Origin of the sequence: Paenibacillus sp. FSL R10-2796 (assembly GCF_037965315.1) — a bacterium.
GTDB classification, from domain to species: domain Bacteria; phylum Bacillota; class Bacilli; order Paenibacillales; family Paenibacillaceae; genus Paenibacillus_AQ; species Paenibacillus_AQ odorifer.
On the sequence record NZ_CP150178.1, the window covers coordinates 6,713,844 to 6,730,090 of the forward strand.

Genomic DNA, 16,247 nt, shown 5'->3' on the forward strand with positions numbered 1-16,247 from the left:
CAAAAACACTAGTCTGATTCTTAACTTTTTAAAAAGGGATTGCTCCATTGATTTTAAGGATATAATTCAGCAATACTATAAACAATAATAAACACAAAGATAAAATCACATATATATCAATCTTTTTATCTTTAATTACAATATTATTCGATGAGATTATAAGAAATAGTAGAGGAGAAACAGGAATGAAATACCTGCCTTGAATACCAAGAATAAGATTGTTGCCTACAGTAGTGTAGCCCGTATATAGAGCTGTATAAGTTAAGATAATAACACCTACTATGATTACAACAAAAATGAGTTTTCCCTTAACATTTATAGTTAAAGAGTCTCTTTCATAATCACTACTCTTAAGTATAGCGGTGAAAAGTAATAAAAAAATAAAACCAAAAACTAAAGAAGAAGAAAGTGAATATCCATAATTTGTAACTGCCTTTCCAAGCATGCCCATAAACTGCGAATCACCTAGACTTATTAAGGTATCAAACATAGTCTTAATATAGCGGAAAGGGTGAGTTAATACATAATGCACTTGGTTACTTGGGGAAATTCCTGTATCTCCACGAACGTCAGGGACCGCTAAATTTTTTAAATTAAGCAAATTCCAAATCAACATTGGCAGCAGAGAGCTTACCAATATAATAAGAATTTTTTTTGTATATTTAATTTTATCCCCAAATTTTTGATAAGGTATAGCAAATATCAAAAGCAACAAGGGAAGGTAAACTGGTTTTGAAATCGACATATACATACCCACTGTAGTTAATATCCAAAAATCCTTAGTGTTTATTTCAAGTATTTTTTTATTGTACCCTAAGTTAAGAACAACTGAGATAAACAAAAATGAGGATCCAATCATAAGAGCATCTGCCGAAAGTGATGTTGCTTGAATAAGAGTCATGGGCAATAGAGCTATTACAAGAAGCAGATTTTTCTTAAATGGTAATATTTTTAACGAGAAAAAAACAGTTATAACATAAGCAAGAAAGTTAAATAATCTACCTAAATAAAGCATCATTATTGGAGGTGAATTAAAGATTCTCCCTAAGAGAACGCCCAATGCCTGAGGTATATAAAGAACTGGTGAATATATAGATGCATAATTCCTATGAAAAACTCGCTCTTGAGGATTCAATTCCATAGAAAATGTATCTTTCACAACATTATATTGATACCCAGTATAATGGACATACCTCACTTTATTAACAGTTGAGATTAAGCTCGTAGGTATATAATTTCCAAGTTCTCCGTTAACCGTTTGATTAATGAATTTCCCTTCTGAAACTTCATACGCTCTATAGAAATGATCCAACTCGTCCAAATGTTCAAAGGGTGGAAAAATAACAACAAAAAATAATCCTATTGATAATGAAAGAATTACAAATATCTTTTGAACATTCCCTCTAAATTTAAATATAAGTAAAGTAACAACAACAAATAGCAATAAAAAAGAAATTAATAATAAGTAAAATGTTCCGTTAGTTAACGCAGCCGTTGTATTACTAGCAAATAACTTAAAATAAATACTTCCATCTTGAATCTGATCATTAATAAAGAATTCCCCTAATTGATTATTGCTTCTCCATAATGTTACAGAATTCCCCCCAGATAAGCCTTTACTTTTAATCTCAAATTCTAACAATCTCTTTTTGGAATCATTATCACTATTCGGTATTTCTATGGAAATATCCTGACTATCCGGAAGTTGGGAAACGTCAAAAATCTTATGCTCTATTACCTGGCCATTTTCCTTTAAATCAAAGTATAGTTCTCCGGTATTGGCTCTTTTAAAAGTCCCAAATGGTATCTTGATTTCTAAATTGGCCTGACCATTCACCTCGAATTTCTGCGTGATCGTCATTTCATCTTGTATTTCCCCAATGATATCATCCGTTTTTTCTTGACTAATAATCATGGCCTTATCTTGATTAATCTTCGTGAAAAAATCCTTATTTTCAAATATAACGTTTGAAAAATATATTGCAGAAATCAGAATAAAAAACGCAAAAAGTACCTTCTGAGTATTAAGTACTTTATTATGAAAAAATAATTTCATCGAAAAAAATCCCCACTTCATCTTATTTTCGAATATTTTTAAAGGATTTGGCATTCACTCAAATTCATTTCAACTTTTCTGATAATTCCTGTATAAATAAGAATTGCTCTCCTTCACTCAGATAATCCGCCATACTTTCTTTATCCCCAGCCTTTTTATTCCCCTCAAACTCAGTACACAGCTTAGTAAGTTGTGCAGCGATTGAATCTGGACTTATATTATCAAGGGAATATATATTATGATGTAATTCTGAAAGATTCTTATTCTCATAGTTGTTTGTTAAGACTAGTATTCCAAAGTGTGCCATTTCTAATGGAGGATAACTAGGATGAGGGGAAATCATTAAAGACACACCTAATGCACTCTCCTTTAATTCATTGGCGTAGTCTTCAAGAGACATTTTACCTTTAGATTTTATTACAACTCCATTTCCGATTTCCACATCACTATGATGCTCACCTGCTGAAATCACTTCCCACTGATCCGCATTAGGCTGGGTCCAAACCCAGATTCTTAACGATTCCACAATTAAAGCGAAAGCATTTCTGGCCACTGAAGGCCTGCCATATATCAGTATTTTCTTTTTCTTTTCCATCTTATCAAATGATATCAAATGTTTTTTTAACGATGAATTAAGTTTAGGTTCAAAATAGTATTCCTCTGTAAATTTGTAACCATGATTGTTGAAAAAATTTTTCAGCAAACTAGAGTTAAATACCGCAATTTGCTCTCCCTTATATAAATAAGTACTTAGAGCAAGAGAGTATTGACTTGACCAAGAATAGAATCCAGGCTCAAAATCCTGAATGAAGTAAATTATTCGCTTCGGTTTTTGAGTGTAAAACTCCGCTTGCCATTTCACTATTCTTTGAGCAAAATATGCTGTCCACCAAGAAGTGGCGATAAATATATCTTCTTTCCCAACGGGTATTGTTTTATTATATCTATCATTGAAAGAAACTATCTGAGAGTTGCCATCCACATCATTTTCACTAGAAACGTGAGTATACCCTGAAAATTTCAGTAAGTCCTCACTATTTGGCGCTGCATCAGTAGTAATAATCCGTCTAAAAGAGTCTTGTTCATATTTATACAACTGGTCAAAAAAATTGATGGCAGTTGATATGCCACCAAATAAATGTTCTTGATTAATCGAAGGTACGAGTAAATTTATCCGTCTTTTTTCAAATGAAGTACTTCGCGGGTTAAAGGGCGTAATTTCACCAATGTGGGAATTCAAATAAGAGTTCACAGTGGATTGATATGCTTTTTTGATCACCTTATTATTTTTCGCCTTTCTAAGAATATGTTCAATTAACCTAGACATTGTCATCATTCTCCTTGAGATAATTTTGGTACAAGACTATTCAAGCTTAAGTTCTTATTAAAGTAAGGATCCCCACTCTTCAAATACGGTCCATAGAATAATGCTGATAATTCAAAATCAATTGGTGGTATATAAGAAGATCTTGATTTCGATTCTAAGTGATATAGCCTTACGTGTGGATCATAAATATTGACTAAATTATGTTGGAGTGCACGTAATGAGATTTCAACATCGCTACCGCATATGATGAAGTCTTCATTAAATAATCCGATTTTATCTAAAGTCTTCTTTGATATCGCGAGACATGCCCCAGTAGAAGCAATTACATTTCTAGTGACCATGGGCGATATAAACGGAGAACCAAAATGATTTGGCGCCATACTTTTAAAGATATGATCGGCCCATCCTCCTAAACCAATTACAACTCCAGCATGTTGAATTGTTTTATCTTCATATAGGAGTAAGCCTCCAACAGTTCCAACATCATCACGTTGAGCCTTCTCAACTAATCGCTGTAACCAGTCTTCTTTAATAACTACCGTATCATTATTTAAAAATATAAATACTTCGCCACTCGCTTCCTTTATTCCATGATTATTTAGTTTCGACCAATTAAAATCATAATTAGCATCAATAATCTTTACATTTTTATCATTTTGTTGTTTAAACCAATCTAATGTTTCTTGTTCGACTGAATTGTTATTAACAATAATAATTTCGTAATCTGGATACTTTGTTTTTTGAATAATGCTTGAAACACAAGGTTCCAATAGTTCAATTTTATCTTTTGTAGGAATAATGATACTAGCCTTTATTGTTTTGATTTTATATCTACTATCATAAACAAATAAATGCTCATCTTCAGTAGCATAAGCGTTACCTTCACCAAAAACCCTCACTAAGTGTTCGTTTAAAGCAGCAAGTCCCGCAGTATGCGCATAAGGTTTAGAATATGGGTTCAAAGCTGTAGAAGTCTCTAATTCCCTCCATGAATAAAGAACTTTGGGAATATGATGAATTTTCGATGATCTCTCACTCATCCTTAGAACGAGATCATAGTCCTGGCTACCGTTGAACTCAGTTCTAAACCCACCCACTTCGTGGAACAGTTCCCTTTTGAAGACCAAAAAATGACCAATATACATTTGTGACCGTAATAAATCAGGAGACCAGTCTGGTTTATGAAGAGGACACTTTTTCTTACCATACTCATCGACTTTATCTTCATCAGAATATAAAATATCTGATTTTTCTTGATTAAGGGATTTGACGACTTGATATAACGCGTCCCTTGTGATTTCGTCATCATTATCCAATAACGCAATATACTCGCCTTCTGCTAATGAGACAGCTTCATTAGAAGCACTTGATATCCCCGAGTTTATTTTCAAAGTCTTAATTTTAATTCTCGGATCATCAATACCTTCTAAATATTTGATTGTATTAATATTATCAGAGCTATCATCTACGATGCAGATCTCCCAGAATGAATACAATTGCTCTTTTACTGAGTTAATTGCAATTTCCAACCACTTTGGTTCAACATTATAAACTGGAATAATTATTGATATTAAAGGACGGTAAGTAAACTTTTCTATTTCTATCTTAAGCTCTTCAATTTCCTCAAGATTAATATCTTGGTATGCATAATCTGATGTTAACTCACTAACCGTGACAGCAGAATGCATTTTACTATTCAGGGAATTAAATCCATTCCTCCGTAGTTCATTAATTCCTTTCTTTGCTAAAGACGGGTTGTCTTTTAATTTCTTAAATACAGTTTGTCCAAACTTAATTTTACTTCTCAACTTCTTCGGCACTATCTTTTTGATTCTATTTTTTATTCTAAGCTGCTGAGATATAAGTTCTAACTGTTGAACGTAATTATCTTTATGAGAATTTTCTTCCTTCAACAGATTCACTTCAGTATGCAAAATCTCTACTTGTTCTAAGAGAGAGAGATTTTCTGTAGATACTAACTGTTTTTCTGATTCCAAACGTTTGTAATCTTGTTCTTTCATTGTTATAAGATCATTTAATTCTTCATTTATTGCATTTTTTCTTCGTAATAGTTCCTCTTTATTTTGCATTTCATTTGTAAATTTTTCAATCAATTCATCTTTTTGTTTCACATCATATAAGACTTTTTCAATCAATTCGTCCTTTTGTTTTAATTCAAAATTTTTAGATATTAATTCTTTATGTGTTAGGTCATAAACACTTAAATTAATCAAATCTTTTTCAAGATTATCCAGATTTTCAAGTACATTTACACTAACTGGATTCTCATTTTTAGTATCAATCATTTTCATTGTTTTTTTAATCATATTGAGATTTTCAGATACAAAGAAAAAATTTCTGTAGCAGGGCCCGTTAAAGTCGTTTTGATATATATTAGTATTATAATAATCATCAATGGATTCTCTATAAGAGTATAATGACGATCTACCAGTTGCCAAAAAATGAATTTTAATCATTTTCTCCCATATATCAACTCTTCCATGGGTAAAATGAAGATATGGCCATTGTTTTTCATTAAGAAAATCTATAAGTTGCCCTGCTTCGGGTAGACCATTTTGGCGATGCTCTTCAAGCCATTGATAATTAAATCCATACATAGTCTCAAAATATTTATTTGCTCGAATTTCTGCATTTTCCACACCAGTAGTATTGAAAGGTGCTGCCAAAATAAACCCATGTTTAGAAACTCTCATTAACTCAGAAATAAAATTCTGCCTGAGTAAGGGACTTATGTGTTCAAATACATCAAGGGCAATTACTAAATCAAACGTATCAGTCTCAATTGGCATATTTGTTGCGTCCCCTTCAATATAAGAAGGATCACTTTTAAGTTCTTCTGGTACTATGATATCTAAATAAGTTATTTTGTCAGTTACAAGGAACTTTTCTAAGTTTTTATGCTCATTAGCCCCAACTTCTAAGATCGAGAAAGCCTTATTGTCTTCACGTATTAAATTAATAAGATCAGCTGCATTTTTATATCTTTGATATTGATCAAATGGAACAACCATGCTTAAACACTCCAATCTAGATATGAAAAATCAATTTAATATTTCCCATTTATGATTGATATAAACAAGTCCTTCAGAGAAATATTTATTCGTAATATTAAAACTAACTACATCTTGCTTATAATCTAAACAAACTATTCCTTCATTATTGAAAAGACCTACATCTAGTTGATACGTCCCACCAAGTAATGGCAAACTTGGTATTACATATTTCACTTTATGCCTACCCCTAATATCAGGAATCTTAACTTTTTCTAGATGGGTATTCGGGCCAAATATATATTCTCTATCAGGAGTATAGAGCGCAACCCCTACTAATAAGCCTGGAATTGTCTTTTCATAAACTTCATATTCAACCTCAACTTCAACTTCATCAAACGTTTTGAACTTATTTTTATTAATATTCACCTTAGTAATCAATGATAGAATGTCTGGGTTACTTGGAATAACAAAATCATCGTGTGATACTTCCGCTGACTCCTTCAGCTCAATAACGTCATCACTATTTTCCAAATTACTATATCTCATGTAATCTTCATATAAATCAACAACTTCGCTAGAATCGCCTTCTGCCTCAATTCTTCCGTTCTTAATCCACACCGCTTTATTACAAAACCGTTTCACTTGTTCGGAAGCATGTGAGACAAATAATATAGTCGTCCCTTTGCTTTTTAATTCTTTCATTTTATCAATACACTTTGTCTGAAACCTTGCATCTCCTACAGCCAAGGCTTCATCTACTATTAAAATATCTGGTTCTACATTTATCGAAACAGCAAAGGCTAGTCTTGCAAACATTCCGCTGGAATAGACTTTAACCGCTTGATCTATAAAAACCCCAATATCTGCAAAATCAATTATAGCGCCGATTTTTTCATCCATTTTTTCTCTGGTGTATCCCATCATTAATCCATTTAAATAAATATTTTCCCTACCTGTATATTCCGGATTAAATCCTGCTCCCAACTCTAATATAGCAGAGATCTTCCCATTTATTTCAATCTCACCGCTGGTAGGAGTCAACACTCCAGTAATTAATTTTAAGAGCGTAGATTTGCCAGAACCATTTTTGCCTAGTATACCAATTGCATCGCCTTTTTCTACTGATAAAGTAATCCCATTTAGGGCTACAAACTCTTTATGGTAATTCTTTTTAAAAGGATGAATAGCTTCTTTAAAACGATCCATCGGTTTATCATATAGTTTGTACGATTTCACTATATTCTTTATATCAATTATCCCGTCCATCTCATCACTCCTAAAGTACATCAGAAAAATGCGGTTTAAGTTTCTTAAATACCTTAAGACCAAAGGTTAACATCAAAAAACATAAAAACCAGAAATAAGCTGTTTGGTACGGTCTATCAAAAAATAATACATTGTCTATTAAAGAATCCCTGAATCCCTGAACAATATAAAACATAGGGTTTAACTTAAACACTCGTCCCCAAAAATCAGATAACATTGTTACCGACCATCCAATAGGAGTAAACCAAAATCCCATTTGTAATATTACGGCTATAATTTGATTCAAATCCTTGAAGAAAAGAACAACCGCCGAAGTGAAAAACGAAAGTGATATCACTAATATTAACAGGCAAAAAACATAATATATTAATTGAGCATTATAAAGGGTTGGGTAATATCCATATATTGCGTAAACGATAAGTATAAAGGCAATGAAAAATAGATGTACAAAAAATGCAGAAAATACCTTTACTAAAGGTAATAATTCAATTTTAAACACAACTTTTTTTACTAGATAATTATATTCAGTAAAGGCATTAGTTGCACTTGAAAATGCATCTGAAAAGAAAAACCAAGGTATAATTCCAGCAATAAACCAAATTATAAATGGTATGTTTCCTACATCTCCACTTCTTAGACCAACCTGGAAAACAAACCAATAAGTAACTATTGTCAAAAGAGGATTAATAAATCCCCATAAAACGCCTAAATAAGAGGAAGCATATTTAGTTTTGAAGTCATTCTTAGCTAAATTTATTATTAGATTCTTATTTCCCAAAAAATCGTGGGCGAAATTAAAAGTTTCTTTCGAAAATCTTCCTATGAAGTAACAAAATCCAGCGACTATGAAACTGATAATCAATGAAATTATGCTTGGTCCCGAATCATTCCCTTGCTGAGATTGTTCAATATGTGAGCTCATATTGAACAATATAGATGGATCATTTCCCGTAGACTGAAGATCAATCTGCCCACTATTCTCATCTATATTTTTCAATTCCAATTGATTTAGTTTATAATCTAGCGTATTGAAGTTTACTTGGGCGTCGGATATTCCAGAAAAGTGAACATTTTTAATGGAAACCAAGCTTTCTTTATTCCCTGGATCTATTCTAATGAAGGCAAACCCTTTAGGAACCTTAAACTCCAAACTCTGCCAAATACCGGGCTGTGGGTATGGTTTGCCTATTGAGTCGGTCTCATTCCATCCATTATTAGAAGTAGCGAAAAAAATCTGATAATCATCTGATATCTCTGATTTAACATCCATATGTAAGTAGAGATTAACATTATCCTTAATATAAAAATCAATACAGTAATAAGAGCCTATGAAAATCACAAGTGTAAAACCTAAAAGAATAAGATGCTTTAATAACTTCATTCATATTTCCCCTAACTATTTCATTGAGTAACTTTACAAATCATATATAAGTTTAATTCAAATCAGTCATATGCTAAAATATTGTCGTACCTACAGGAAAAGGAGATTATAACGTGTCGAAACCAGTATACGGTAAAAACGCCGCTCAGTCGAGAAATGCAGAAAAGATAGCAATCCCGATCTGGGCATTGGTTGTTGCTTTCATTTTATTTTTGTGTTGGGCCCCATTTCAAGTGGGATTATTTAACGGTCAGCAATTAGACTTCGAAAAGCCAATCTATGTATCTGCATTACTAAGCGGCCTTTTGCTGCTAGTCTGCCTTGGCTTATACTACAAAAAATTCAAAATTGATGAGCAGAGGGATTTAGTAGCTTCAGCTTCTATATTGCTGCCTGTGACCTACGCTTTATCATTGTTTGTCGCAGTTTCGCATTATATGGCGATGAATATGCTGTTTATTCAGAGCATGTATGTTGCAGTCTTCATTATAGCCTTTTATCTCTTGAAGCAAAAGCAAGTAAATGTTGTCATTCAAAATGCTATATTGGCGATTGCTTATTTCATAGTGGGTTTTGGACTCTTAAATTGGCTAGGCAGCAGTAAATTAGCTGGCTCTCTTGTGGGCTGGTTCTCAAACACTGTACGGAACAGTATTTATTTAGAAGCAGTTATGACCGATTCTAATGGACTTCGATTGACTTCGATCTTTCAGTATGCGAACACATACGCTGCATTCTTGATGGCTTTTCTATTTGTAGCAATATTCGCGCTTATTCGCTCTAAAAAATGGTATGGAACCTTGACTCATGGCTTTATGTTAGTGCCAATCATTTTGTCGATCTTGTTAACCTTATCTCGTGGTGGCCTTGTCTTGCTACCTGTGGTATTTATACTTCTGCTTCTATTTCTAAAACCCGCACAGCAAATCCTTTGGATTCTACATTTAGGAGTTGCTGGTATTGTAGCTTTGCTCATTACAACACCCGTAACTAATCTAGGAATAGAGTTAAATGCGAGTTTCACTTCTTCTGCCGCTTTAAAAGGTTGGGGTTACCTGTTAGCAGCTTCACTAGTTGTAGCTGGCCTATCTTGGGTCATTCAGCGTTTTGTCGCTCCATGGTTGTATGCAAAACTAGAGAATTGGTCGTCACGTAAACGAACAGGTCTTTGGATTCCGCTCGGATCTGTCGCTCTAGTAGCTATTGTAGCTTTCTTACTTATCGGTACGAGTGCAAAAAGCATCTTACCTGACAATATGGAGACTCGTCTTGAGAACATCAATTTCCAACAACATAGCGTACTTGAACGGATTACCTTTTATAAAGATGCCATGAAGGTAGTTAAGGATTATCCAATCCTTGGTGCTGGTGGTGGAGGCTGGTCCTCATTATATGAACATTATCAGAATAACCCTTATACTAGCCGCCAGGTGCACAATTTCTTTCTTCAATTTTTGATCGAAGTTGGGATTCTTGGTTTTATCGTATTTATGGGTTTCATTCTGTATATTTTCTATAAGTATATTCGCGGGTATGTAAAACGGGATAAAAATGATTTTGAAAATGGTTTCTTCTATCTAATCATTGCTTTATCGATTCTTGTGCACAGTTTACTTGATTTCAATATGAGTTATGCCTTCATGGGGATACTCGTCTTCCTTGGACTGGCTGGGATGGCAGTTGTGATGGACAGCAAAAAGTTACGAAAAAATTGGAATAAAGCCGTTATTCGGCTTGGATATTTCGCAGCTCTCACAATAGGTACTGTGTTCTTGTTATTCCTTTCGATCAGCTATATAGGCTCCAATAATGCTGCTCTAAAGGGTAAGAATCTAATTAGAGTGAGCACTTCATATGAAGAAATTAAAGCACCGTTGGTTAAAGCCTTAAAAAGCCGCCCTAATCATCCTGAATCCGCCCTCTCCTTATCTGCTTTAGATATGACGGTATTCAACCAAACGCAAGATGAGCAATTTCTTGTTGAAGCAAATAACGTATTAACTCGTGCGCTCAAAGATGAGCCCTACAACAAAAATCTTTTAGCTCAAATGGCGAGCTACTATGATTTAAAGGGTCAAAGTGACCTTGCATACAATGTATACCTCGACAATGCTGATAAGTTCAATTGGGATATTAGTTGGTATGATGAATTAATCAGACGATCCTTTGTATTAGGCCAGCAAGCCCTTAATCAAAAGGATGAAGTTAAGAAAGAAAAGTACTTCGCAGAAGAGCTTGAAGCATATAACCACGTTCTCGCTGGGATTGAACATCTGAAGACTCTTCCACCAGAACAACTGCAAGGGCGTCCTTTCTCAGTAACGCCAACTATCGCTTTAAACGTTGGCAAAATGCAACTTATATCCGGACAAGAGGATGCAGCGAAGACCACTCTGAAGCTTAATTCGGATCCTAATTACACGGATATAATGAACAACGAAACTCCGTGGGATATAAATTGGTACAGTTCACTAATCAGCCGTTCATTTGATTTGGGGCAGGCAGCTTATGCACAACAAGATGATGAAGATAGAGTAGAACACATGAAAGCTGGCTTTGTCATTGGGCTTTTGGCCTACAATCATATATTGGCTGATAACGATCCTTCCAAGACTCCTGCTCCGGATGTGACACTGAAGGTTGGAACAATGCAATACATGTCAAGACAATTCAAACCCTCGGTGGCTACTTTAAAATCGGTACTAAGCCAAGATTTCTCAGATGCTAATAATCGTGAAATCGCTCGCTGGTACCTCGCCGCATTACAAAAAACGAACAACCAAGATCAAGCAGTGTATGATAAGCTGATCGCAGCCGATCCTGCGGAAGCAGCACAGATCGAAGAAATTGCGAATATGCAACTCCAAGATAGAAACTAATGAATAAAAAATAGCCTCTCACTGGATTACAGTAGGAGGCTATTTTCCTTTGTAATTATTTAAAATCATTTCCCTGTTTTGGCCGCTTCGCTTTCGACAAGCTCTTTCATATATCGAAGCAAATCATCTTTGAGTTCCTCGTGTTGAAGTGCATAATGAATGGTGGTCTGGATAAAGCCCATTTTCTCACCAACATCATGACGTTTACCTTCAAAGTCATAGGCAATAATTCGTTCAACCTCACTTAGACGTGCTATCGCATCGGTAAGTTGGATCTCTCCACCCACACCTACTTGCTGCTCACCAAGCATATCGAAGATTCGTGGGGTTAAAATATATCGTCCCAGAATAGCTAAGTTCGATGGAGCCTCTTCTCTCTTCGGCTTCTCTACTAGACGATTTGCCTTGTAGACACGTTCCGCCAAAGGCGAACCATCTACAACACCATACCGGGATACTTCCTCCCACGGAACAGGCTGAACACCCACGATAGAAGATTTATACTCATCATATATGTCAATCATCTGTTTGAGGCATGGTATGTTCGCTTCAACAATGTCATCGCCTAGTAGGACAGCAAACGGTTCGTTTCCTATGAATTTACGTGCACACCAAATCGCATGTCCGAGACCTCTTGGTTCTTTTTGACGAATGTAATGGATATCTGCCATTTCGGAAGATTTACGAACAGATTCAAGAAGCTCCCACTTTTGCTTCTCCGCTAGGTTAAATTCCAGTTCAAAAGAGTTATCAAAGTGGTCTTCAATCGCACGTTTGCCTTTCCCCGTTACAATAATAATATCCTCGATCCCGGAAGCGACCGCTTCTTCAACAATATATTGGATCGTCGGTTTATCTACAATCGGAAGCATTTCTTTAGGCATTGCTTTGGTCGCAGGTAAAAAACGAGTGCCGAGACCTGCGGCGGGAATAATCGCTTTACGGATCTTCATCACATTAACTCCTTCTATCGTATACTCTTTTCAATTTACATATCTGTATGTACCCTAAAATGGCATATTTCTTTCAATTATAGCAGTTACAGCACATTTATGTCAGAGTGTTTGTTATATTTGTATATCTATTCCATTGAAGTGAGAGGGAAGGAATACCCTCACGATATACTTTTTAGTATATGCAAATTTAGGTGAGGGCGAGATCAAATCTAATAAAAGGGCTAAGCAATACCAGCATCTACCTGGTAGTTACTTAGCCCTTTCTTTAACTCTTATTACTTCGCATTTACCAATTGCCCACGCGTTACGCCAAGTTGATTAGTAGCCTTTAGGCTCTTCCATACTTGTGTACCAGAGATTTCACCACGCAGAGCGCGACTGTAGAGGCTGATTACCTCAGCCACTTGCTCTGGCGTCTCTTCCAAGAACTCCACTCGGTATGAAGATACTCCTAGGTCACGGAAATTGTTCAAATACTCCGCACCAGACTGCTCAACAGCGTTATAGACGGTATTACGGCAGCCTTCATCCACACGAACTGGATGTGACATTCCAATACGGTCTTGCAAAGAAGCACGGTGCTCTTCACAAGGACGACCACAGTTCGTATAGTCTGTGCCTTCACTCATAAAGGTACAATACACACAGTGTTCAGTATGGAACATCGGCAAATGCTGATGGATAACGACCTCCATCCGGGACGTATCACTGTGTTCAAGCAGATCAACCATCTGTTGAATGTTCAAGTCATAGGATGGCGTTACTATGTCACAGCCAGCCTCAAGGAACAAATCCACTGCTTTATGATTGGCGATATTCAGTGAGAAATCACCGATCAGCCGTGGATGCACAGCATCCGGCTGCTCCTGGCGGCGGCGCAGATAATAATATAACGCGCCTGTATTACGCACGAGCACAGCATCCGGTTGCAAGCGAAGAATATTCGCGTGGTAGCCGTTCTCGCCCGGCATATGAATGCGCGGCGTGGCCAGCGCTATGCTGGCCCCTGCAGCCCGTACCGCATCTACCGCTGCCGGGAACTGCTTGATAAACTCGAAGTCGGCGTAGATGTTTCTCACGCCGGCCTCGAGCGCAGCCTGCACCTGCGGCAGGCTGCGGCACAGCGCGGTGAGCTCCGCTTCACCAGCGCGCTGCGGAGCGACGCCCTTGTGGGTGGCGTCGCCGTAAACCTCGATCGCCCGTTTCACATAGACGGGCGGTTTCGGGCGCTCGCCCGCAAGCAGCTCCACCGCTTGGCGGCGGATGCTGTTCAGCTCGCGCATAGGGACGATGACGTCGCCTTGCAGATGCGACTCCAACGCGTCAAGCTGGAACACGGTCCCGCCCAGGCGGCCGAATTGTTCTTCCAGCAGCGCGGTATCCATCGGACGCTTTTGCGCGGCTTCCAGCGCGAGCTCCGAGTCCACACGGACGGTAACGTTCTTCTGAACGTCCGTCCACCAAGTCGTCAGCTTCTCTCCGACGCAGCCTTGCACTCTAACATGTACCGGAAATACCCGGTACGGCTTTTCAGTTTCATAAGTCTGGCGCAGCGCCTTATCTAACGCAGGGTCATTTGTCTTCCAAATGCGGTCACCGACATTTAGACGACGAAGATCCACATCATTACGACCGGCTACGATGTCGATGATCCAGCCTTCTCCGGCTTCGCCTTCCAGCTTCACACCTTTACGACGAAGGTCGTAGACACGACCGCCTTCTTCTTTTTTCGTCGGATCGCCAGCGTCAAAAACAATTCCGTCCCCACGCTTAAGCGGTGCATGAATACGGCAGACCACTCCGTCACGCAGAATTTGCTCAACCGTCCCCAAATATACACCACGGCTTTTTGGGAAAGTCCCGTCTACCAGTTTCTTATTGTTCGTTCCATCCAGGAAACCATGTGTAAACCCGCGGGAGAAGCTTTGTTGCAGCTCGCGCACCTCCTCCTTCGAAGGTTTGGACAGATCGCCTTCAAAATACCGATCAATCGCTTTACGATACTTACTAACTACATTCGCTACATATTCCGGGCTTTTGAGGCGACCTTCGATTTTAAAAGAAGTCACACCCGCCTCGATCAGTTCAGGCATTAGATCAATTGCTGCCAGGTCCTTAGGAGAAAGCAAATAAGTTACGTCTCCCATAGGTTTTACCTCACCATCCACCATCAGATCATACGGCAGGCGGCAAGCCTGAGCACATTCACCGCGGTTGGCAGAACGTCCGCCCCACATTTCAGAGGTCAGACATTGACCTGAGTAGGAAACACACAAAGCACCGTGTACGAATACTTCCATCGGTAAGCGGGCTTGCTCCCCGATCGTACGAATTTGTTTCAAATTGTTCTCACGACCTAATACCACACGTTCCAAACTGAAAGGTTTAGTAAACTCGACCGCTTCCGGCGAAGTAATGGTCATCTGTGTCGATCCGTGAATCGGGAAATCCGGTGAGATTTCGCGGATCATTTTGACCAAACCTAAATCTTGTACAATTACTGCGTCTACGCCAGCATCCACGCACGCATCAATCAGTTCTTTTGCATCAGACAATTCATTTTCAAAAACCAATATATTAAAGGTCAAAAAGCCCTTCACACCATAGCTATGCAAAAACGCCATAATTTCCGACAGCTCGTCCATGCGAAAGTTGTTCGCTCTGGCCCGTGCATTAAACTTCTCTACGCCAAAAAAGATAGCATCCGCTCCGTTTGCTACCGCTGCACGCATGCAGTCCCAATCACCTGCGGGTGCCAATAGCTCCACGTCTTCTCTGCGTATTTGTTGCTCTTTCATTTATATCCTCCCAAACCGCCATTTGACGGGTCATTTCTAGTTGATTAACTTGATAATTGTATCAAATATCACACTTGAGCGCTATGCGTTTACCAACATTTATATAGAATAAAAGTCATAATGCTGTCAGGAAGCTGACTTCTTGCTTATTGCTCTTTACTCCATGAATGTTGTAGAACATGCAACTTTATTGCCCAATTCAGCGCTTCGACAACTAAATGTTGTACATAAAGCATCATTCTCACACTCTAGTATCGACAACCGGTACAAAAAGTTGCAACATTTACAACAATTCACTAGAAAATCCGTGACATACGGGACATACGATAGAATGTTGTATCAAATACATCAATCCACCCTTTAGCTATTCACATTATGCCCAACTTGGATAACATTGGCTCCGAACCTCTAAAACAACCCTTCCGACAACCCTTCTATCGGTTTATAGTAACAAATATATGTATTTTTAATAATAGGCCGCAGGTATCCCTTATCCACTAAACTCTGCAACCATTTACGAGCAGTACGAAAGTTAACGCCATAATCGTTCATAACATCCTTAGGTCGAAT

General features: G+C 37.5%; 8 protein-coding genes. 1 reads left to right on the forward strand and 7 read right to left on the reverse strand.

The window, feature by feature from the left end; genetic code table 11:
• Positions 1–28: 28 nt before the first annotated feature.
• From NST58_RS30105 to NST58_RS30125, 5 genes are all read right to left on the reverse strand, one after another.
• Positions 29–2,056, reverse strand: coding sequence for a DUF2142 domain-containing protein (locus NST58_RS30105; RefSeq protein WP_076276875.1), 2,028 nt, complete (start codon positions 2,054–2,056; stop codon positions 29–31).
• Between the two features lie 64 nt (positions 2,057–2,120).
• Positions 2,121–3,383 (reverse strand): hypothetical protein, encoded by a 1,263-nt coding sequence (locus NST58_RS30110; RefSeq protein ID WP_339245201.1) that lies wholly within the window; start codon positions 3,381–3,383, stop codon positions 2,121–2,123.
• Positions 3,384–3,388: 5 nt separating this feature from the next.
• Positions 3,389–6,415 carry a glycosyltransferase gene (locus NST58_RS30115; RefSeq protein ID WP_339245203.1) on the reverse strand — a complete coding sequence of 1,009 codons (3,027 nt, stop codon included), beginning with the start codon at positions 6,413–6,415 and terminating at the stop codon, positions 3,389–3,391.
• Between the two features lie 30 nt (positions 6,416–6,445).
• Entirely contained in the window at positions 6,446–7,663 is a 1,218-nt protein-coding gene (locus NST58_RS30120) for an ABC transporter ATP-binding protein (RefSeq protein ID WP_076220620.1), read from the reverse strand.
• Positions 7,664–7,673: 10 nt separating this feature from the next.
• On the reverse strand, positions 7,674–9,044 hold the full coding sequence (locus tag NST58_RS30125; RefSeq protein ID WP_076220619.1) for an ABC transporter permease: 1,371 nt from the start codon (positions 9,042–9,044) through the stop codon (positions 7,674–7,676).
• A gap of 113 nt (positions 9,045–9,157) precedes the next feature.
• Here NST58_RS30125 and NST58_RS30130 point away from each other — a divergent pair, with 113 nt between their 5' ends.
• Positions 9,158–11,923, forward strand: a complete 2,766-nt coding sequence (locus NST58_RS30130) for an O-antigen ligase family protein (protein ID WP_076276878.1) — start codon at positions 9,158–9,160, stop codon at positions 11,921–11,923.
• A gap of 65 nt (positions 11,924–11,988) precedes the next feature.
• Here NST58_RS30130 and galU read toward each other — a convergent pair whose 3' ends face one another.
• Both galU and NST58_RS30140 read right to left on the reverse strand, forming a co-directional pair.
• Positions 11,989–12,876 (reverse strand): UTP--glucose-1-phosphate uridylyltransferase GalU, encoded by an 888-nt coding sequence (gene galU / locus NST58_RS30135; RefSeq protein ID WP_076220717.1) that lies wholly within the window; start codon positions 12,874–12,876, stop codon positions 11,989–11,991.
• A gap of 278 nt (positions 12,877–13,154) precedes the next feature.
• On the reverse strand, positions 13,155–15,677 hold the full coding sequence (locus NST58_RS30140) for a U32 family peptidase (protein ID WP_076276879.1): 2,523 nt from the start codon (positions 15,675–15,677) through the stop codon (positions 13,155–13,157).
• Positions 15,678–16,247: the final 570 nt, after the last annotated feature.